The following is a 20054-nucleotide window of genomic DNA, read 5'->3' as shown; positions in this document are numbered from 1 at the left end:
TGTGTCCAGGCACAAACCACCTGCGCGGGAGCCTGTAAATGTCCAGCCACCGTAAAGCCTCGGCCTATTCGGACCTTCAGGAAAGCTGGAGCCGCTGGCAAATGCAGGGGCTGGATGATCCTGTTGTCGCCCCGGAACCGGAAGAATCGGAATTCGTCCCGCCTACGCAGGAAGAACTGCAACGCGATCTGGAAAACCAGCGCAGTCAGGCCCAGGAAGAAGGTCATGCCCAAGGCTATCAGGCTGGCTTCAACCAGGGGCATGCCGCTGGTCTGGCAGCAGGCCAGGAAAGCGGTCACGCACAGGGCTATGAAGCGGGACTGGCGGCTGGCATGGCCAAGGCCCAGGAACAGATCGACCAATACATCAAGGAATTTGTTGCCCTGAATAAGAACTGCGCCCAGTCCATCGAACTGATGGATCAGGAAATGGGCCAGTCCCTGATTGAGCTGGCCACGCGCATTGCCGAGCATGTGTTGCAAAGCACCATCAAGACCGAACCCAGCCGCATTCGCGATCTGGTGGCTGAGGTGCTGCGCAGCGATCCGGGCGATACCAGCGCCCTGGAGCTGACCTTGCACCCGGACGACATCAGCCTGGTGCGTGAATTTCTGATCGAGCAAGGCGAGCCCCGCGCCTGGCGTTTGCAAGAAGATGCCCAGCTGCAACGCGGCGAATGCCGTGTGCGCTCCAGCTATGGCGATATTGACGCCACCTTTGCCACCCGCTGGAAACGAGCCCTGGCCAGCCTGGGCTTGCCCGTGGCCTCGGAGCCTTGAATGGCAACGCCCCTATTGGCCTCCTCCCCCGAACGCTGGCGCGCCCAGTTGCTGTCCGCACAGCAGCGGGTTCAGGCCATTGAGCCGAACCTGCGCAGTGGCCGCGTGGTCCGCGCCACGGGTCTGGTATTGGAAGCCACCGGTTTGAAGCTGGCAGTAGGGGCTGCCTGCAAAGTGGAGCTGTCGGCTGCGCAAAACATCTGGGCCGAAGCCGAAGTCGTGGGCTTTGAGGGAAGATCCCTCTATTTGATGCCCTTAAGTGAAATCTCCGGCCTGCCTCCCGGCGCCCGCGTAGTACCGGTTGAGGCGCAATTGCAGCCACCCGTGCCACTACCCGACTCCGATCAGCCCGACAGCCTGCCTGCTCAGGCGCGCTCCCGCCATGTCCCGGTTGGGCCCGGCTTGTTAGGCCGAGTCGTCGATGGCAGTGGCAATCCGCTGGACGGTCTGGGTCCGATCGACGCACAAGCCTGCGTCTCGCTCAGCCACACCACCCCCAATCCGCTCAAGCGCAGCCCCATCGACACCGTGCTGGACGTGGGCGTGCGTGCCATCAATGGTTTGCTGACGGTGGGCCGTGGTCAGCGCATGGGCCTGTTTGCCGGCTCCGGCGTCGGCAAGAGTGTGCTCCTGGGCATGATGGCCCGCTACACCCAGGCCGACATCATTGTCGTGGGCCTGATCGGCGAGCGGGGCCGCGAAGTTAAAGAGTTTATTGAACACAACCTGGGTGAAGAGGGTCTGCGGCGCTCGGTCGTGGTCGCAGCACCTGCTGACGTCTCACCCTTGCTGCGTTTGCAAGGGGCGGTATACGCCACCCGTCTGGCCGAGTTTTTCCGCGATGAAGGCAAAAACGTCTTGCTGATCATGGATTCGCTAACCCGTTATGCCATGGCCCAGCGTGAAATCGCGCTGGCCATTGGCGAGCCTCCCGCCACCAAGGGCTACCCTCCCTCTGTGTTTGCCAAGCTGCCTGCCCTGGTGGAGCGCGCCGGCAATGGCGAGCCCAATGCACAAGGTCGTTGCGGCTCGATCACCGCGTTCTACACCGTGCTGACCGAGGGTGATGACCAGCAAGACCCCATTGCCGATTCGGCCCGCGCGATTCTGGACGGCCACATTGTGCTGTCGCGCAGTCTGGCGGAAACCGGCCATTACCCAGCCATTGATATCGAAGCCTCCATCTCGCGGGTCATGCCCAGCATTGTGGATCCGGAGCAGATCAAGATGGTGCATCGCTTCAAGAGCCTGCTCTCCAGCTATCAGCGTAACCGCGACCTGATTGCCGTTGGCGCCTATACCCGTGGCAATGATCCCGCCATTGATCAGGCCATTGACCGTTTCCCCTGGCTGCAAGCCTATCTGTGCCAGGGTATGCAACAACGTGTGGACGTGCCACGCGCCTTTGATGAATTGAACGCCGTTTTAAATAGCGAGCAATAGCCATGAAAGCCAATGCCTCTTTACAAACGCTGGTCGATCTCAGTCAGAACAATGTGGACGATGCGGCCCGCCATTTGCAAGAGCTGCGCACGGAGCGCGATGCCGCCCATTCGCAGCTGGACATGTTGCAAACCTATCGCCAGGACTACGCCCAGCGCTTGCTGAATGTGGGTCAAACCGGGGTAACCATGGCGAATTACCACAATTTCCGCCGCTTTATCGTGACATTGGACCAAGCCATTTCCCAGCAAAATAGTGTTATCCAAGCGCTGGAAGAGAAAATGGAGCAGGGACGCCAGCTCTGGTATGGCCACCTGCAACGCTTGAAGGCCTATGAAACCTTGATCGACCGCCGACTCCAGACTCAACAAGTCCAGCAACAAAGAATGGAACAACGAAACAGCGATGAAATCGCTGCTCGTCTCTTTACCCGTAGCCAGACCGCCTATTAAACAAGCGCCGCCATGACTTCGCCCTCTCTTTCGGTTTTACCTGCGGCCCCTGCCGCACCCTCGGCCCCCGCCACTCACACGGCCGGGCCTGCGGCTGCGCATGCGCCCAAAGACGAAGGTTTTGCCCGGCACTTGCACACGCAACAGCAACAGGTGCAAAACAAAGGAGCTGGCAAAACACCGGCACCTGCCAAACAGGACAGCGCCAAAACCCAGGTTCCTACAGACAATCCCAAACTGGCAGACGCGGTAGCCGAACAAGCCGACACCAGCGAGCTGGACACCCTGATCAAGGACCCTGCCCTGCTGCTTGCCGATCAAAGCGATTTGAACCTGGACACCGAGGCTCAGGCCAATAGTGGCCTACCCGCCATGGCCTTGTCGATTCTGTCTCAAGTGCAGGCCATCAAAAATGGCAAGGCCGATCTCAACGCGGCACAAACCGATAGCAAGCTGCCTCTGAAAGGGGCTGATACACGCCAGATTCTGGCGACCGACTTGAATGACAACATCCGCCGACAGCCTCAGACGCTCCCCTTGAGCGCGGCTGAGGTGCGAACCGACGTTGACCTGAAGGCTGAACTGACTACGCCCAAAATCGTGGAAATCAGCAATCCAGTCGCTGCCATGGCTGCCCGCAAACCTGCCATCCATGCCACGCAAGTGCTCAATCACAAGCCGCTTAGCGCCGACATCTCCACCACGGCGGTCTGGTCCCAGACTCAGTTGATGGATGAAGCATCGGCCAGCCTGGCGGCCTTTGGTCGACAAATTGCTGAAGATGCGCGTGCTGGCGTGAATCTGAACCTGCCGGCGCTAGATGCGTCCTTGCTGGCCCAACTGACCACCACACCGGGCGCTACCCAGACCCACAGCCCAGCGACTTTGCCCAGTCCCATGACGCTGGCCGTTGCCACGCCGGTTCACTCCCCCGAATGGGGAGCCGCCATGGGCCGTCAAATGATCTCTTTGGCCCAACAGGCTCAGGGGGGCGTTCAAAGTGCTGATATTCGCCTGGATCCACCCGAACTGGGCCCCTTGCGCATTACCTTGCAGATGCAAGATGGCGTGGCCCACGCCATGATTACCTCGCCCCACGCCCAAGTCCGCCACACCCTGGAACAGTCCTTGCAACAACTGCAACAGCAGTTTGCAGACAGTGGCCTGAGCCTGGGACAGGCCGATGTAGGTGACCAGCACGCCTCGCACCAAGCTTTTCACGAGCAATTGGCGGCCAAGGGCAATCAGGGCGATCAACCCCGCTTCAGCCTGGATGGGATGGCTTTGCCTGACGAGACCGGCTCCTTGGTGAACAGCAGCACTACCCGCTCGCTCAATCCTGACGCGCTGGTTGATACCTTCGCCTGACTCACAGCCTCACAGACAGCCCGGCAAAAAGCATGATTAAGCTCGAAAAGCAGCGTCTATTCGCCGGGCCTGTCCTGTCTGACCTCCGGCACAATAGCTCAGGCATGCAGTCAGGCTCAGGCCAGACATGCGTTTGTCTGTTTGTCATACGCTAGAAAATTCAACGCTCACATCACATGGCCCGAAAAGCACCCACCAAACTTGCACGCCTGATGAAAACCGGTCTGCTGGTTCTGTTTATTATCGCCGCTAGCGTGGGCGCAACGCTGTACTACTCCCTGCAACAAAGCAGCACGCCTGCCTGGTTGGCCTGGGCAGAAAAAGGCCAGTCGGTTGAAGCCGCAACTGCGCCTGATGCCCCCCCGGAGGTCAAAGTCAACGTCAAGCCCATCTTTGCGCCCCTGGATCCCTTTACCGTCACCCTGAACGAGAATGGTCGCTCGCGCATCCTGTACGTAGGCATTACCTTGCGTGTCCAGGACGATGGCTCGCGTGCCATGCTGGTGGAGTACATGCCGATGGTGCGTGACCGCGTACTCAAGATTCTGGCTGAACAGCGCCCCACCTACATCCAGACTTCCGAAGGGCGTCAAGCCTTGGTTGCACAGCTTAGCGCCGGCCTGAAAGAGCCCTACGCGCTCAATACCGCTGTACCGACCATCAATGATGTCCTGTTCACCGCCTTTGTCATCCAATAAATGTCGTATCAGAGCTTCCTATCCCAAGACGAAGTCGATGCACTGCTGGCCGGTGTTACCGGCGAAGGCGCTGACACCAAGCCCTTAAATGAAAACCTGACTGGCGTACGGGCCTATGACCTGACTTCGCCAGACCGGGTAGTGCGTCACCGCATGCAGACCCTGGAGCTGATCAACGAGCGTTTTGCCCGTCGCTTGCGCTCGACCATGCTCAGCTTCATGCGCCGCAACGCGGACATTACCGTCGGCTCCATTCGTATTCAGAAGTACTCGGACTTCGAGCGCAACCTGCCCGTGCCCAGCAATCTGAACATGGTGTCCTTAAAGCCCTTGCGCGGCGTGTCGCTGTTTACCTTCGACCCGAACCTGGTCTTTTTGATTATCGACAGCCTGTTTGGTGGCCATGGCCGCTACAACACCCGTGTCGAGGGCCGCGACTTCACCACCACCGAGCAGCGCATCATCCAGCGTTTACTGACCCTGACCCTGGAGAGCTACTGTGGTGCCTGGGAGTCCATCTACCCGCTGGAAGCGGAGTACATGCGCTCAGAGATGCACACCAAGTTTGCCAGCATCAGCAGCAGCAACGACATCGTGGTGGTGACCTCGTTCAATATTGAATTTGGTGCCCAAGGCGGCAATCTGAACATCTGCCTGCCCTACTCCATGATCGAGCCGGTGCGCGACCTTCTGACGCGCCCCTTGCAAGACAAAGGCACCAACGACATTGACCAGCGCTGGACTCACCAGCTCTCGCGCCAGGTGCGCAGCGCCGAGGTCGAACTGATTGCCAACTTCGTCAACATAGACATGACCATTGCCGAACTGACTCAGCTCAAGGTCAATGATGTGTTGCCGATTGAAATCCCCACCCTTATTGAAGCCCACGTGGATGGTGTACCGATTCTGGAATGCCAGTATGGCACCTCCGGCGGCCGCTACTCCTTGCGGGTAGAAAACATCTTGGCCACCCACGACAGCGATTTGACTAAAGGTAAGTCCCTATGAGCGACCCTCACAACCCTAACGACCGGTCTGCGCCCGAGGACGACTGGGCAGCCGCGATGGCTGAGCAACAGGCTGGCAGCCAAAGCAGCACCCAAGCCCAAGGATTGGAACAGCCCCTGCAGGATGACTGGGCCTCGGCCCTGGCCGAGCAAAGCGCCGCCGCTCCTGTGCACGACGAGCCCAGCCCAGCCAGCAATCTGTTCCCGCCCATAGAGCACGCCCAGACCAATGCCACCACCGATATCGACATGATCATGGACATTCCAGTCCAGTTATCGGTGGAACTGGGCCGCACACGTCTGACCATCAAGAACATTCTGCAACTGGGCCAGGGCTCGGTGGTGGAACTGGACGGCCTGGCCGGTGAGCCGCTGGATATTTACGTGAACGGCTACCTGATTGCGCAAGGTGAAGTGGTCGTGGTGGACGATAAATACGGTATTCGCGTCACCGACATCGTGACCCCATCGGACCGTATCCAGCGCCTGAACGGCCGCCGCTAGAGCATGGAACAAGCCCAGCTCGTCAGAATCATGCTTAGCCTGCTGCTGGTTGTAGGCCTGATTCTGGCAGCCGCCTGGGTTGCCCGTCGTGGCGGGCTGCTGAAAAACAAGAACCAGCAACGTATCAAGATTCTGGACAATCAACGCCTGGGGCCACGCAGCAGTGTGGCCTTGGTGCAGATCGATGGCCAGGAAATTCTGATTGGCATCACCCCTCAACAGATCAGCCTGCTGCACACCGCGAACCCTGCTGGCTCCGAACCGAACTTCCAGGCCCATCTGGACCAGCACCGTGCGCCCCGCTGACCGCCTCATGACCGCACACCTTTCTCCCGCCCAGCGCACTGGCCTGATCGTGCTTCTGGCCTTGATTGGCCTGTTCCTGCCGTCCCAGACCTGGGCACAGGCTATTCCGGCCATTACCAGCACAGCCGGCCCGAACGGTTCGCAGACCTGGTCACTCAGCATCCAGACACTGGCCATGCTGACCATGATGTCCTTTCTGCCAGCCGCCTTGCTGATGATGACCGGTTTTACCCGCGTCATCATTGTGCTGGGGCTGCTGCGAAATGCGATGGGTACGGGTACAGCACCACCTAACACCGTGCTGGTGGGCCTGGCCCTGTTTCTGACCTTCTTTGTCATGTCGCCGGTGTTTGATCAGGTCTATCAAGACGCCTACAAACCTTTGTCGGAAAACAAGATCAGCTTTGAGACCGCGCTGGAGCAAGGCGCACAGCCCCTGAAAACATTCATGCTGCATCAGACCCGCGAGGCGGACTTGAAGCTGTTTGGCGATATGGCGGGCGTGGCTGAGCTGCAGACGCCGGAAGACGTGCCCTTGCGCGTGCTGGTGCCCGCTTTTGTGACCAGCGAGCTGAAAACTGCCTTCCAGATCGGCTTTACGATTTTCATTCCCTTTCTGATCATTGACCTGGTCATTGCCAGCGTCCTGATGTCCCTGGGGATGATGATGGTCCCGCCGGTGACCATCTCGCTGCCCTTTAAGCTCATGCTGTTTGTGCTGGCCGATGGCTGGCATCTGCTGCTCGGCTCCCTGGCCCGCAGCTTCTACCAATAAAGGACTGCCATGACTCCCGAGACCGTCATGTCCATGACCTATACCGCCCTGAAACTGGCCCTGTCCATGGCCGGCCCCATGTTGATTGTGGTGCTGGTGGTCGGTTTGGGCATCAGTATTTTTCAAGCGGCTACCCAGATCAACGAGATGACACTGTCCTTCATCCCCAAGCTGCTGGCGATGGGTATTACCGTTGTGCTGCTGGGCCCTTGGCTGATCAACAATATGGTCGACTACATGCAGGGCCTCTTGCGAGGCATTCCTGGACTGGTCAACTAAGACCGGCCACCGCGACAAGGAGCCCTTTGTGAGTACACCACCGTGTGACTGGCCAAGCGCAGGGCCTTGTTCACTCAACAGGCCCTAGGTTTGCTGCCGTGCTCGACCTGAATTCTGCCCAGCTCTATGCCTGGCTTAATGCCTTTTTGTGGCCCTTCATCCGTATTCTGGCCACCCTGGCCACCGTTCCCTTTTTCAGCGAATCTGCGATCCCCAAGCGGGCCAAAGTGGGTCTGGGTTTTGTCCTGACCCTGATTATCGCGCCCTCCCTGCCGCCCCTGCCCGACCTGCCCACCGCCTCTTACGAGGCTTTGCTGATTGCAGCTCAACAAGTCTTCATCGGGATTGCGCTAGGGTTGACCATGCGTATCGTGTTTGCGGCGGTGCAAACGGCAGGCGAGTTTATCGGTCTGCAAATGGGTTTGTCTTTTGCCTCATTTTTTGACCCGGCTACCGGCGCCAATACCGCCGTGCTGTCACGTTTGCTGAACGTGATTGCCGTGCTGACCTTTCTGGCCCTGAACGGTCACCTGCTCTTGCTCGGTGTTCTGGTTCGCACCTTCCATGTGCTGCCTATCGGAGCTGACCTGCACATCAATGGCTGGGGTGCCTTGCTGGATTGGAGCAGTGAGCTCTGGGTCTCAGGCATGTTGCTGGCCCTGCCGCTGATTATTGTGCTGCTGACGATTAACCTGGCCTTCGGAATCTTGAACCGTACCGCCCAGCAACTGACCATTTTTGCCGTTGGTTTCCCAATTACGCTGACGGTCGGTCTGACTTTGCTCGTGGTCGTGATCCCGCAAACCACCCCATTCCTGGCCCAACTGTTCAATTCCGGCTACGAAGCCATGATGCGAGTTGCCTTCGGGCTGGCCGGCCCTTAAAACGCGTGGGCCTGCCGTTGCTTGTGTGACTGCATCAGGCGCCGGGCCTGCCCGATGGTCACCACGCCTTTTTGCCGGGCACGCCCAATCAAGAGCTGCATCAACTGCGCACTGACCAAGGCATCACCCAAGGCATCATGGCGGTCACTGACAGGCAGGCCACAATATCTCAGACAATCGTCCAGACCCAGGCGGCGGCCACGCCACTCAGGCAATACACAAGCAGCCAGCTCGGCCAGGTCCAGAATCAAAGGCCGGGCTTGCTCCAGACCTGCCTGCGGCCAGGCACGATCCAGAAATGCCAGATCAAAGTCGGCGTCCCAGGCCACCCACACCGTGTTCTCTGAATAACGCGCAAAGTCACGCATGAGCTGTGGCAGTGGCTCGCCTTGCTCCTGTCGCTGTGGGCTGATCTCATGAATCAGCAGGCTTTCCGGGCTGCGCTCACCATGAGTCCGAACCAGACCGGACCAGACATTACCCAAGGCAATGGAACCGCTTTCCAACCGTACCGCACCGATCTGCACAATATGGTGACGCTTGGGATCCAAACCGCTGGTCTCCAGATCCAGCACGGTAAAAGCGGCGTTATCCAACGCCTGCTCGTCTATTGCGCTCCAGGACAAGGAGAGGCTGCGTGCAGCAAACGAGGGTTTGCGCCAAGGTAGCCACGAGAGCCATTTCATAAGCGATACCGGAAAGCCAGAATACGTTGGGCACGACGCACTTGGGACAAGGCCTCACGCAAGACACGCGCATCCAATGCGCCCAAAGTACTCAAGCGCACCAGATTGTCAGGTTCCTGCCCCTCCTGCAACTGGGTCTGATGATGCTGCAAGCGCAACAATTGCAGATAACGGTAGGCCTCACGCAGGCCTTCTGACTCCTCGGCCGTAAAAACACCACGCTGGGTCAGCACAGCCAGCCTGTCCATGGAGGAGGGCAATTCGCAACCATGGGCCAGGGCCAGCACACGCAGCACATCCACCATCGGTGCCAAGGCCTGTTTCTTGATATCCAACTTGTCATCGCCCTGCCCCATCAAGGCTTCCAGGCGACTGCGTTTTTTACCGCTGGGAATACGGGTCTGACAGGTACTTTGGGCCAGCATGCGCTGGAACACAGGATTATCATTCACCATACCCAGAACCCGACGCTGCATGCGCTGCAACACGCTGCTTTGGCCCCAGATGGCACGGCAATCAAAATAAATCGTGGACTCCAGCAACTGCTCGGGGGCAGGCCGTTCGATCATGATCTGAAAGCGATGCAACCACTCGGCCTCAGACAGGCACAGCTCAGGATTGCTGGCCATGATATTGCCAGTACACCAGACCATCCCGCAGCGATCCAGGGCTTCATTGACCCGACGCGCAAAAGGCAAGAGCAAGGCTCGATAGGCCTTAGCCTGTTCGGGGGAGTTGGCGACAAACACAATCCCGTTGTCCTGATCCGTGTGACGGGTTTGCTCACCACGGGCCTGGCTACCAAAAGCCAGCCAGCAAAACTCGATCTCATCCAAGCCGGAGCCGGGCAAGGTCAATTCAATCGTGCGCTGAACCGTGTGGTCATTCAGGCGCGTAATAACAGCCGTCAATTGCTCGGATCGTGCACCGTGAGCCAGCATGGCATCGACCAGCCGCCCAATATCCGACTGCAAGCGCACCAGCACCGACACGTCCTGTGCACAGCGCAAGGCACGCGACAAATGCACCAGATCCACGCGTTGCAAAGAAAACACATCACGCTCGGACACCATGCCCACGACCTTGTGGTCTTGAACCAAGCAAATATGGCCGATTTGGTGCTCCACCATCAGCAAGGCCGCATCAAAGGCCGAAGACTGTGGCACCAGCCAGACCGGATCCGGTGTCATGACTTGCGACATGGCCTGAGTCGGGTCGTACTGGCCGCCCGCCACCAAGCGACGCAAATCTCGCAAGGTAAAGATGCCCAGCAAATGCTGGTCGGGATTAACGACCACTATGCTGCTGACCTGACGCTCATGCATGTCTTTGACGGCCTGCTCTACCGGACAGTCTGGCAAGCAACTGAGCAAACCGCGTTCTGTCATCGCCTGCAGACTCATGTCCAAGGTATAGCTGGCACCCAAATCCGCACTGGCACTTTGCTGGGCACTGCGCCAGACCGAAGCCAGCAAGCTGCTGGTACCTCGCAGGCAGTAATCCCGAAATGGTTCGCTCGTACTGAGCAGATGGGCAACGGCTTCACCGGACACGCACAAGGTAAAGCAGTCTTCCTGCACCTGGTAAGCACTACCCAGGGCCTGTCCCGAGACCAGCTCACGCACGGGCAGAAGATCTCCTTCCACATAGTCGTGCGTCTCGCCATGCTCCTGGCAGCTAATTTGCCCTTGGCGAACAATGTAAAGCTGATCAACCCGCGCGCCTTCTTCCAGCAGCACCTGTCCGGCTGAAAAGAACCGTAGCTCGCTATGTTCGATCAGGTAATCGCCATGCTGAGCCTGCATCTGATCAAAAGGCGGGTAAGCAATCAACCAGGCCAAGATGCCGGGCGCCTTTTGGCGCACCGCCGTCTTGGCCACGGATTCACCGGGAATCGCGAAGGACATGGGGCGTCTCTGCTGGCTATAGACAAAGAATTATTGTGCCATGCAGCATGGCCTTCACAAGCCCTGTTTTTCTAGGGGATTTCAACTATAGGCATAGGCCTGTTTTTTCCCCGCAAAACGCTTAACGCAAACGATCGTAGTCGCGCTCGCTCATGTCGATCACGTCGCCTTCCTGCACCTTGAACTGGGATACGGCCTCGGCCAAGGTCTCTGATTGCGACTGCAAGGAGCCTGCCGCGGCCGCCGCCTCTTCCACCAGTGATGCATTTTGCTGCACCACAGCATCCATCTGAGCCACTGCCGTGTTGATCTGTTCGATACCGGCAGTTTGCTCTTGGGAAGCGGAAGAAATCTCGCTCATCAAGGTGGTCACGCTGTTCACCGCACGCACCACTTCTTGAATAATGTCGCCCGCACTGGCCACTTGCTGTGTACCCGTCTGCACTTCGTTTTGCGAGGCTTCAATCAAACCCTTGATTTCCTTGGCCGCTTGCGCACTACGCTGGGCCAGACTGCGTACTTCACCGGCCACCACCGCAAAACCCTTGCCTTGCTCACCAGCGCGAGCTGCTTCCACGGCCGCGTTCAGGGCCAGAATATTCGTTTGGAAGGCAATGCCATCGATCACATTCACGATGTCAGCCACCTGACCAGAACGGGCAGAAATCTGATTCATGGTGTTGACCACCGCGCCAACCGACTCCCCTCCCTGGCGAGCCACCTTGGCAGCGTTATGAGCCAATTGGTCTGCCTGACCTGCATTGTCCGCGTTCTGACGCACTGTGCTGGCCAACTCTTCCAGACTGGCTGCGGTTTCCTGCAAGGCGGCAGCCTGTTGCTCGGTACGGGAGCTCAGGTCCGTATTGCCTGCAAAAATCTGCGAAGAACCCGACGCAATTTCGTCCACACCTTGGCGCACGGTCAGCACAATGCTTTGCAAACTTTGTTGCATGCGACGCATGGAGTCATACAAAACCCCCACCTCATTGGCCGAGCGGTAGGTAATTTTTTTGGTCAGATCACCATTGGCAATATAGTCAAAGTGCATGCCGGCTTCACGCAAGGGCTTCAAAGCGGCACGACCCAGTATCAGACGCATTGCCACAATAATGGCGAGCCCCAGCAACAAGGCCACCGCAATGACGATGTTGGCCACACGGGTTTGCAGCTCGGTCTGCTCCAGCAGCACATCCGTCTGGTCGTTGTAGAACTTGCTCAGCTCCTCAATGCGAAACTGGAAGGTGGCAGCACGCAAAACACCAAAACCCTCACTGACAAAGTAGAACGTACTGTAGTCACGGGTTTCCAGGGCCTGGACCATGGGTTCAATCCCGTCGTCCAGATAGGCCTGGTAGGACGCAACCAGCCCCATAGCCAAGCGGCGCAACTCAGGCTCGGTAGGCATATTGGCGCGAATATCGGCAAAGGCCTTACGCACTTCATCCAGCTTCTGATTGGCCATGATCACCAGATTGTCTGCGCTTTGCAGCATATTGGCGTCATTATCAATGCCCGCTTCCTGATAAAAGCGCGCCGCACTCATCAGGCTGACGCGGGCTTCCATCATATTGTTGTTCAGTTGCAGAATCTGCATGGCACGCTGATCCTGGCGATTGATCGTGCGCAAGGCATCACCGCTTTGCTGCAGAAAATAGGCGGCCAGCCCCCCTACCGCGACAATCAGAACCAGGAAAAAAGCCATGCAAATCATCAGCATGGTGCTGATTTTCAGCCCCGAAGCCGACTTCAGGCTGGGGCGAAACGATTTGGAGGAACGACGTTTAGAAGCGCGGGACGCGGACGGAAGACTGCTTTCAATACCCAGCATTTGCTAAATCCAAAGAAAACTCTAGTGGCTGACCGGCAAGATGGTGATCATGTCCGTGCCAGGGTGTTCAATCGTGACCGAGCCGGTGGCGGCGCTGCGCGCCTGCTCGCGGTACACGGAAGGAATGTGACTGCGCTTGACCACTTGCTGGAAACGCCCCTGGGCATCAAACTGAAGCCACAGTTCCTGTCGAAAATAGACCGCATCCGTTGCCAGGGTTGTGCCCTGGAACCAAACGGCCATTTCACTGCCATCGAGCTGTCGGTAAACCTGATGAGGGCGGCCTTGCAAGGACAGCTCGGCATCGGCACGTGTACTCTGGCCCAGAATCAGATCATTCAAGCCCGAAGCCTTGAAAGAGGAACCCTGGGTAGCGCACGCTGCCAGGGTGAACAAACACAAACCTATCAGCGCCTTACGTCCCCGCCCGACCCAGAGGCTTAGTCGGGTGAAAGACATTAAAACTCCTCCCAATCATCATCGGAAGATGCGCTGTTTTGTTTGCCGCTCAAATCGGGGCGCAGCAGGCGCTGGCTATCGTCCTGAGCGGTTGCCGAAGCTTTGGCGGGCGCTGCCGCCTTGACCGGCGCGGACAAGCCTTTAGTTGCCGTACCGGCCGGTTTGCCGGCTGGCGTACTGCCTTTCAAGGAGGGGCTGCGGCGCTGTTCGGAGTCGGAGCTGGAGACACTGGCACTGCGGCGATTGGCAACACGACGAGCGCTGACATCAATGACCTCCGTACCCGGAGAGCGAAAGAACCCGATGGCCTGGTTAACCTTGGTCACCTGCTCGCTCAGGCCAGACGATGCCAGGGCTGCCTGCTCCACCAGACGGGCGTTGTACTGTGTCGTTTCGTCCATTTGCGACACGGCACGGTTCACCTGATCAATCCCGGAAGATTGCTCAATCGTGGCGGCGGTGATCTCGCCCATAATGTCGGTCACACGACGCACGGAATCCACAATTTCCTGCATGGTGGCGCCAGCACGTTCCACTTGCGAGGAACCTTCAGTTACTTTACGCACCGAGTCTTCGATCAAGGCGGTAATTTCACGCGCGGCCTGGGCACTGCGCTGCGCCAAGGCTCGCACCTCTGCCGCCACCACCGCAAAACCCTTGCCCTGCTCACCTGCTCGCGCGGCTTCCACCGCAGCGTTCAAAGCCAGAATATTGGTCTGGAAGGCAATACTGTCGATCACGCCCACAATGTCGGAAATCTTGTTGGAGCTGGCCGAAATGCCTTGCATGGTTGCAACCACTTCATTGACAGCACTGCCACCACGATGGGCGACATCCGAGGCCGTCGCAGCCAGTTGGTTGGCTTGTTGAGCGTTATCCGCATTCTGACGGACGGTACCAGCCAACTGTTCCATGCTGGCTGCGGTCTGCTGCAAGGAGGCGGCCTGCTCTTCAGTACGGCTGCTGATATTGGTATTGCCCTGGGCAATTTCCTGAGCACCGGCGTGGATCTCTTCCAGGCCCAGACGCACTGTGGTGGTCGTCTTGACCAAGGACTCCTGCATGCGGCCCAGCGACTCGAACAAATCACCAATTTCATTGGCGGTCAGCACACGGATACGCTGGGTCAGATCACCTTTGGCAATCGCATCAAAGTAGCTGGCAAAATCGCCCAAAGGACGCACCACACGGCGAAAGAAGTAACTGATAGCAGCCAGGCCCAACAGCACGGCCAGCACCAGCACAATGGTCAGAACGATATTGAACGTGCTTTGCTGCTCTTGCAAGGTACGCAATACCTTGTCGCCCGAGCCCAAGGCCAACAGACCATGAAAGTAATACAGGGCCCAGCCTGCCATGGCTACTGTCAATGCCATCAAAGCAGCAATACAAAAGGTCATACCGACCTTTAGACTCAAATTCTTAAAAAGCATAGAAGATTCCCGCATGTGGTGCTTGACTGCCGGTTAAGGAAAAACCACCCAAAAAAGAACGCAGACTTAGCGATTCATATTGAACAAACTCATGCTCTGAATCGTCTGAAACGCCATGGCTGACATTTCCAACGCCGCCTTGCGCAACTCCAGATCCGTGGAAGCCTGAAAAACATTCAGATCTTCCAGACGTGAAAGCTCATTGGTGTAGTTCAAGGCGCGGGCCGCGCCGTTGGCGCTCAAAGCATCAATTTCGTTCATACGCGTACCGACCGAGGAGATCACGGTTTGTACGTTATCGAAGTTCTCACCCAGGCGCTGCATGGCTGAGTTCATCGTATTGCGGAACTCGGCCTGAGCAACCGGATCACCGCTGACAGGTTTACGCAAAGCCTCAACCACCGACTGCAAGGTGTTGAACATGTTCATGTCAGCCGAGCTGGTGCTATCTACCGAGCTGACCTCAAAGCTGTCGCCCACAGCAGGCTTGCCTTCAATCTGAACACTGACGCCACCGGGCAGGTTGATGCGCTGACGCTCGTTCTCATCCAGTACACCCTGGCTGACCACCGCACCATTTACTTCAATGTCGTACTCGGTCTCCGACGTAAAGCGGATGGTGTAGTTGGCCTCTGCCCCCGTTAAGGAAGAGTTGCCATTGGGCGCACTGACCACAGCCGAACCAGTATTGGCATTGGCCTGCGTGAAGTAGGCCGTGGAACCTGGATTGGCGCGCTCGAAAATGGTACGACCGTGGTCGGCTGAGTCCATCTGACGGGTTTGCTCAACCTGAATATCGCGACCATTGGTATCGCCGGTATAGGTAAAGGTGCTACCCGAGCGCTCGAACGCTTGCGTCGTGCCTTTCGAGCCGGAGAACAAGTACTGTCCTGAACCATCCTTGGTGTTGGCAAAGCCAAACAAGGTATCCAGAGCACTTTCCATCACCGTGGCCAAGGTGCTGCGATCAGCATCGGACATGGTGCCGGTAGACGCTTCCACCAGACGGGTCTGAATACCTTGCAACTGCAGGTTGACGGCGTTGAGCAGGTTTTCCTCTTCCCCCAACGAACGCATGGCCACCTCGCGGTTTTCACCGTAACGCTTGTCCATGGCCTGGGATTGCGCCAGATTGATCGTCTGCGCCGAAGCCAGTGGATCATCCGACGGGGTGATCATCCGCTTTTGCGAGCCCATCTGCTGAAAAACCCGCATCAGATCGGACTGCTGCTTGTTGATCGAGGTCAGGCCCGTCTGAAAGAAAAGAGAAGAACTAATACGCATAGCAAGTTTCCAATTTCAAGACCAAAGAGCCGTACTCAACTACGCAGGCCTAAAAGGGTGTCAAACATCTTCGAACTGGTATCAATCAGGCGGGCAGCCGCCTGATATTGCTCCTGAAAACGTTGGAGCATGATGTATTCCTCGTCCTTGTTCACGCCGGACAAGGATTGCTGAGCGGCGTAGTTTTGCTCGATCAACTTTAATTGCGCCTTGGCCGCCGTGCCGTTTTGCTGTGTTTGCACCGCAATACGGTTCACGATCTGACCAAAAGAATCGTTCAGGCTCAACGAACCGTCAGCCAGCACCTTGGTATTGCGCAGATCGGCCAGTTGTTGAGCGATCGCGCCGTTGGCCGAACCGGTGTCTTTATCAGCGGCCGCAATATCTTGCGGACGCTTGATCTCTACCTGCAGGCTGCTGCCTGCATTGACGGTGGGCTGCACCAACCAGGAATCCCCATCCTGAGACTGGTTCTTTAAGCTGGACACATCAATTTCCAGACCATCTACCCGTGTAATCCCGCCGTTCGTATCCGGACCATTCAGGGCGGTCACATCGTTGCTGCTCAAGTTGCGCAACTGAAAACCACCCTCCACGCGCTCGATGCGGTAGTTATCACCCGTTAGCTTGTCGACGGGCTGGGTGTAACCCTTGCTGGGATCAGCCGGATCAACCAGGTCTTTGTAAAAAGACACACCAGGCACACCGCTGCTGACCGGGTTATTCCCATTGGCAATAACTTTGGGGCCACTGACGCTGAACACATCTTTGCCCGCCTCCCCTTTCAAATCCACGCCTTGGCGGTGAATGTCATTTACGGTGTGGGCCAGCCCCACGGCCAAACGCCCCAGGGCATTGATGGCAGGTTCCAGGCTTTCCTGACGGAACTGCAGCAAGCCACCCAAGGTGCCACCTTTAATGGCACCTTCGCGGAACTCGGACACCACCATCTTGCCGTCCACGTTCAGGGCAGACGTAAAGCCGACCACCATACGCTCGGGATTTTCAGCCGAACGCACGGCGTGCAAGGGGTAAACACGATCACCGCCCAGCAGCATCTGACCGCCTGCCGTGGTCACGCTCAACCGTCCGTCCTGCTCAACCGTACTCACGTCCACCAGTTGGCCCAGCTCGGCCACCAGTTGTTCACGCTGATCAAGCAAGTCATTGGGTTCGTGACCGGGCGTGGTGCCTTTGGCCGCCACGATCTGTTTATTGACGTTATCAATACGTTCCAGATAGCTGTTGATCTGGGTAACCGTGGTGCCCACCTGCGTATTGATGTTCTCGTTAACGCGGTTCATGTAGGCCGTCGCGTCACGAACCTGCGTGGCCAGGCTTTCGGCACGGCCCAGCAACTCCTGACGAGCAGAAGAATCTGCTGGCTGCGAGGCGACGGCTTCCAGGCCATTGAAGAAGTTTTGCAAAGCCGGGCTGATACCAACCGTGCGGTCCGAGAACAGATTGTCCAGTTGGGAGATTTCGGTTCCATAGCTGACCAGAGCCGCGCCAGCCGTTTGCGAGCGCATCAACTGCTGATACAGGAAATTGTCATGGGAACGCTGCACGGTGACCACCTGCACGCCACGGCCATAGTAGCCACTGCCGCTTCCCACCGACCCCGCCGTCTCGACCAGAACCGATTGGCGGTTATAACCAGGGGTATCGATATTATTAATATTGTGGCCCGTCACCTGCATGCGCTTTTGAGCGGCAAACAAGCCGGAAATACCAAGGTTGGCGAGATTCATATCAAATCCTTTCTGTCCTGCCCGGCCCGTAGTGTCCAAGGCGAAAAATGAACATGCTGCTTTTTAACGACCACCTTGGTGCAATATTTAGACCTGTATCAATAATTAAGACTTGCCACCATCAAAGTAGGCCATGATGGAGATCAGTTTTTTGGCGTAGGAAGGGTCGGTGGCGTAGCCCGCATCCTGAATACGCTGAGCGGCTTCTTGAGGCGAAGCGGCTTGTTTTACACTTTCATAACGTTTGTTATTACCAATCAGGCGGGCATAATCCGCAAAAGACTCGGCATAGGAGTCATAGGCACGGAAAGTCTGCGTCATTTTGCGCGCCACGCCGTTCTGATATTCCGTGGTCATGACCTCGACCGTTTTGCCCTTCCAGGAAGGGGTCGCCTTGATACCAAACAGATTGTGGCTGGTGGTGCCATCGGGGTGCATGATTTCACGCTTGCCCCACCCCGACTCCAGGGCGGCCTGGCTCAGAATCAGCTTGGCCGGGACACCGCTGTCTTCGGCGGCCACTTTGGCGGCCGTATTCATGCGGTCTACAAACTGGCGAATATGGTTGGGTGCGCCCTGAATCGAGGAATACACGCGCTGCACTGTGCTGTTATTGCTGAGCTTGTCGATCAGTTCGGCAATGGAAGCCGCGTCAATGGAGCGGTCATTGGGCATGCGCGAGCGAAGATCCGCACGACGTGACTGAGCGGCTTCTGGATCATAGGACGCAGCACCAAAGGGCTCACTGAACTGCCCGCTCATCTGCGCTTGCAAGGCTTTGGCCAAGCCAATGCCTGGGTCAGCCAATTGCATGGCCAGTTGCTCGTCCCCCAGGCTTTGCGCCATACGCACGGACTGCGTGTCAAACATGCCACCCGGGAGGTTGGCGGCCCGCGCCTGCTTCAAAATATTCTGAATAAACAGGGACTCGAACTGGCGGGCCACTTGCAGTTGGGTCGCCTGATTCTGGCCGTCTTGTCCGGCCCGCTGACGCAACTGGGCCAGTTGTTGCGGGTCAAAAATCGAAACCTGCGTTCCTGTACCAGGACGCGGGAAATACTGCACCGTCATTAGATGATCTCCAGATCGGCCCGCAAAGCGCCTGCGCTTTTCAGGTTCTGCAAAATGGACAACAAGTCTTGAGGGGTAGCACCCAAAGCATTCAAGGCGCGGACGACATCGGCCAAATTGGCGCTGGTCTTGACGCGTTGCAAAGAGCCGCTGTCACTGCGCATTTCAATCTGGGTGCTATCGGCCACAACGGTCTGACCGCCGCCAAATGGCGTATCCGGCTGGCTAACTTGCGGTTGTCGGCTAATGACCACAGACAGATTGCCGTAGGCAATGGCGGCTTCATCAATCGTGACGGTACGGTTCATGACCACTGAGCCGGTACGAGCATTGATCACCACGCGCGCCCGTGCCGGTGGCAGGTTCACTTGCAGGTTTTCCACATGCGAAATAAAGGCAGTTTGAGCTTGCGGATCCAAAGGACCACGCACCTGAATCAGACGGCCATCCAGGGCGGTCGCCGTGGACGGGCCAAACTGCTTGTTCAAGGCCGCCACCACGTTCTGGGCTGTACCAAAATCCGACGAATTCATTTCCAGATTGATCACGCCATCTCGTGCGTAGGTCGTGGGCACGCTTTGCTCGACCGTTGCGCCACCGGGAATCGTGCCGCCATTGAGCTGATTGACCTGCACGCTGGAACCACCGGCTTCAGCCCCCGCTCCGCCGACCAGCAAATTGCCTTGGGCAATGGCGTAGACCTGTCCGTTCGCGCCTTTGAGAGGCGTCATCAACAAGGTGCCACCACGCAAACTCTTGGCGTTACCCATGGAAGACACCACCACATCCACAGACTGCCCAGGGCGGGCAAAAGCAGGTAAACGAGCCGTCACCATGACGGCTGCGACGTTCTTGAGCTGCATATTGCTGCCCTGGGGAATCGTTACTCCCAACTGGGACAGCATATTGGTCAAGCTTTGCTGGGTGAAGGGGGCCTGGCGCACCTGGTCGCCACTGCCATCCAGACCTACGACCAGGCCATAACCGATCAGCGGATTATCACGCACGCCCTGAATAGAGGCCAGATCCTTGATACGCTCGGCCTGGCTGGCCGGTGCCAACAACAGGCCCGCCGCCAGCATGGCTGCTTGCAGCACATGGCGATAAGAAAAAAAACGAGTACGACTCATGGAAAACGCC

General features: G+C 57.6%; 20 protein-coding genes. 11 read left to right on the top strand and 9 right to left on the bottom strand.

The genetic code is table 11. The features are described from left to right. Positions 1-38: 38 nt before the first annotated feature. From fliH to fliR, 11 genes are all read left to right on the top strand, one after another. Positions 39-779 (top strand): flagellar assembly protein FliH, encoded by a 741-nt coding sequence (gene fliH, locus OKX01_RS06135; protein WP_264672611.1) that lies wholly within the window; start codon positions 39-41, stop codon positions 777-779. Then, positions 780-2222, top strand: a complete 1443-nt coding sequence (fliI, locus tag OKX01_RS06130; RefSeq protein ID WP_094196129.1) for a flagellar protein export ATPase FliI — start codon at positions 780-782, stop codon at positions 2220-2222. 2 nt (positions 2223-2224) lie between these two features. Beyond that, positions 2225-2674, top strand: coding sequence for a flagellar export protein FliJ (gene fliJ / locus OKX01_RS06125; protein ID WP_108727147.1), 450 nt, complete (start codon positions 2225-2227; stop codon positions 2672-2674). A 12-nt stretch (positions 2675-2686) separates the two neighbouring features. Next, on the top strand, positions 2687-4042 hold the full coding sequence (locus OKX01_RS06120) for a flagellar hook-length control protein FliK (protein ID WP_264672610.1): 1356 nt from the start codon (positions 2687-2689) through the stop codon (positions 4040-4042). 176 nt (positions 4043-4218) lie between these two features. Then, positions 4219-4740, top strand: a complete 522-nt coding sequence (locus OKX01_RS06115; RefSeq protein WP_094196127.1) for a flagellar basal body-associated FliL family protein — start codon at positions 4219-4221, stop codon at positions 4738-4740. Continuing rightward, positions 4741-5748 carry a flagellar motor switch protein FliM gene (gene fliM / locus OKX01_RS06110; protein ID WP_094196126.1) on the top strand — a complete coding sequence of 336 codons (1008 nt, stop codon included), beginning with the start codon at positions 4741-4743 and terminating at the stop codon, positions 5746-5748. Then, positions 5745-6251 carry a flagellar motor switch protein FliN gene (fliN, locus tag OKX01_RS06105; RefSeq protein ID WP_094196125.1) on the top strand — a complete coding sequence of 169 codons (507 nt, stop codon included), beginning with the start codon at positions 5745-5747 and terminating at the stop codon, positions 6249-6251. Before fliM ends, fliN begins: the two co-directional genes overlap by 4 nt. Positions 6252-6281: 30 nt before the next feature. Beyond that, positions 6282-6557: a flagellar biosynthetic protein FliO gene (gene fliO, locus OKX01_RS06100; protein ID WP_094196124.1), complete on the top strand. Its 276-nt coding sequence runs from the start codon at positions 6282-6284 to the stop codon at positions 6555-6557. A 7-nt stretch (positions 6558-6564) separates the two neighbouring features. Continuing rightward, positions 6565-7332: a flagellar type III secretion system pore protein FliP gene (gene fliP, locus OKX01_RS06095; RefSeq protein ID WP_107685427.1), complete on the top strand. Its 768-nt coding sequence runs from the start codon at positions 6565-6567 to the stop codon at positions 7330-7332. Positions 7333-7341: 9 nt separating this feature from the next. Then, positions 7342-7611, top strand: coding sequence for a flagellar biosynthesis protein FliQ (fliQ, locus tag OKX01_RS06090; RefSeq protein WP_003804652.1), 270 nt, complete (start codon positions 7342-7344; stop codon positions 7609-7611). A 98-nt stretch (positions 7612-7709) separates the two neighbouring features. Beyond that, positions 7710-8495 carry a flagellar biosynthetic protein FliR gene (fliR, locus tag OKX01_RS06085; protein ID WP_094196122.1) on the top strand — a complete coding sequence of 262 codons (786 nt, stop codon included), beginning with the start codon at positions 7710-7712 and terminating at the stop codon, positions 8493-8495. On the opposite strand, the gene OKX01_RS06080 is transcribed toward fliR, so the two are convergent. From OKX01_RS06080 to OKX01_RS06040, 9 genes are all read right to left on the bottom strand, one after another. Beyond that, positions 8492-9181 (bottom strand): PolC-type DNA polymerase III, encoded by a 690-nt coding sequence (locus OKX01_RS06080; RefSeq protein WP_108727146.1) that lies wholly within the window; start codon positions 9179-9181, stop codon positions 8492-8494. The two genes, fliR and OKX01_RS06080, sit on opposite strands and share 4 nt — an antisense overlap. After that, positions 9178-11088, bottom strand: coding sequence for a DUF294 nucleotidyltransferase-like domain-containing protein (locus OKX01_RS06075; RefSeq protein WP_094196120.1), 1911 nt, complete (start codon positions 11086-11088; stop codon positions 9178-9180). The genes OKX01_RS06080 and OKX01_RS06075 overlap by 4 nt, the downstream gene beginning before the upstream one ends. Before the next feature lie 121 nt (positions 11089-11209). Beyond that, positions 11210-12916 (bottom strand): methyl-accepting chemotaxis protein, encoded by a 1707-nt coding sequence (locus tag OKX01_RS06070; RefSeq protein ID WP_094196119.1) that lies wholly within the window; start codon positions 12914-12916, stop codon positions 11210-11212. 21 nt (positions 12917-12937) lie between these two features. Beyond that, on the bottom strand, positions 12938-13375 hold the full coding sequence (locus tag OKX01_RS06065) for a hypothetical protein (RefSeq protein ID WP_249461627.1): 438 nt from the start codon (positions 13373-13375) through the stop codon (positions 12938-12940). Further along, positions 13375-14751 (bottom strand): methyl-accepting chemotaxis protein, encoded by a 1377-nt coding sequence (locus tag OKX01_RS06060; RefSeq protein WP_319802199.1) that lies wholly within the window; start codon positions 14749-14751, stop codon positions 13375-13377. The genes OKX01_RS06065 and OKX01_RS06060 overlap by 1 nt, the downstream gene beginning before the upstream one ends. Before the next feature lie 123 nt (positions 14752-14874). Further along, positions 14875-16092, bottom strand: a complete 1218-nt coding sequence (flgL, locus tag OKX01_RS06055; RefSeq protein WP_094196116.1) for a flagellar hook-associated protein FlgL — start codon at positions 16090-16092, stop codon at positions 14875-14877. A 35-nt stretch (positions 16093-16127) separates the two neighbouring features. Beyond that, the gene (gene flgK, locus OKX01_RS06050) at positions 16128-17843 is read right to left on the bottom strand and encodes a flagellar hook-associated protein FlgK (RefSeq protein ID WP_108727145.1); all 1716 of its coding nucleotides are present in this window, start codon (positions 17841-17843) and stop codon (positions 16128-16130) included. A 105-nt stretch (positions 17844-17948) separates the two neighbouring features. Continuing rightward, entirely contained in the window at positions 17949-18914 is a 966-nt protein-coding gene (flgJ, locus tag OKX01_RS06045; protein WP_108727144.1) for a flagellar assembly peptidoglycan hydrolase FlgJ, read from the bottom strand. Further along, positions 18914-20044 carry a flagellar basal body P-ring protein FlgI gene (locus OKX01_RS06040; RefSeq protein WP_108727143.1) on the bottom strand — a complete coding sequence of 377 codons (1131 nt, stop codon included), beginning with the start codon at positions 20042-20044 and terminating at the stop codon, positions 18914-18916. Before OKX01_RS06040 ends, flgJ begins: the two co-directional genes overlap by 1 nt. Between the last annotated feature and the right edge of the window lie 10 nt (positions 20045-20054).

Source organism: Alcaligenes sp. SMD-FA, from assembly GCF_025960365.1.
GTDB classification, from domain to species: Bacteria; Pseudomonadota; Gammaproteobacteria; order Burkholderiales; family Burkholderiaceae_B; genus Alcaligenes; species Alcaligenes aquatilis.
This window is presented reverse-complemented; position numbering and strand designations above follow the sequence as displayed.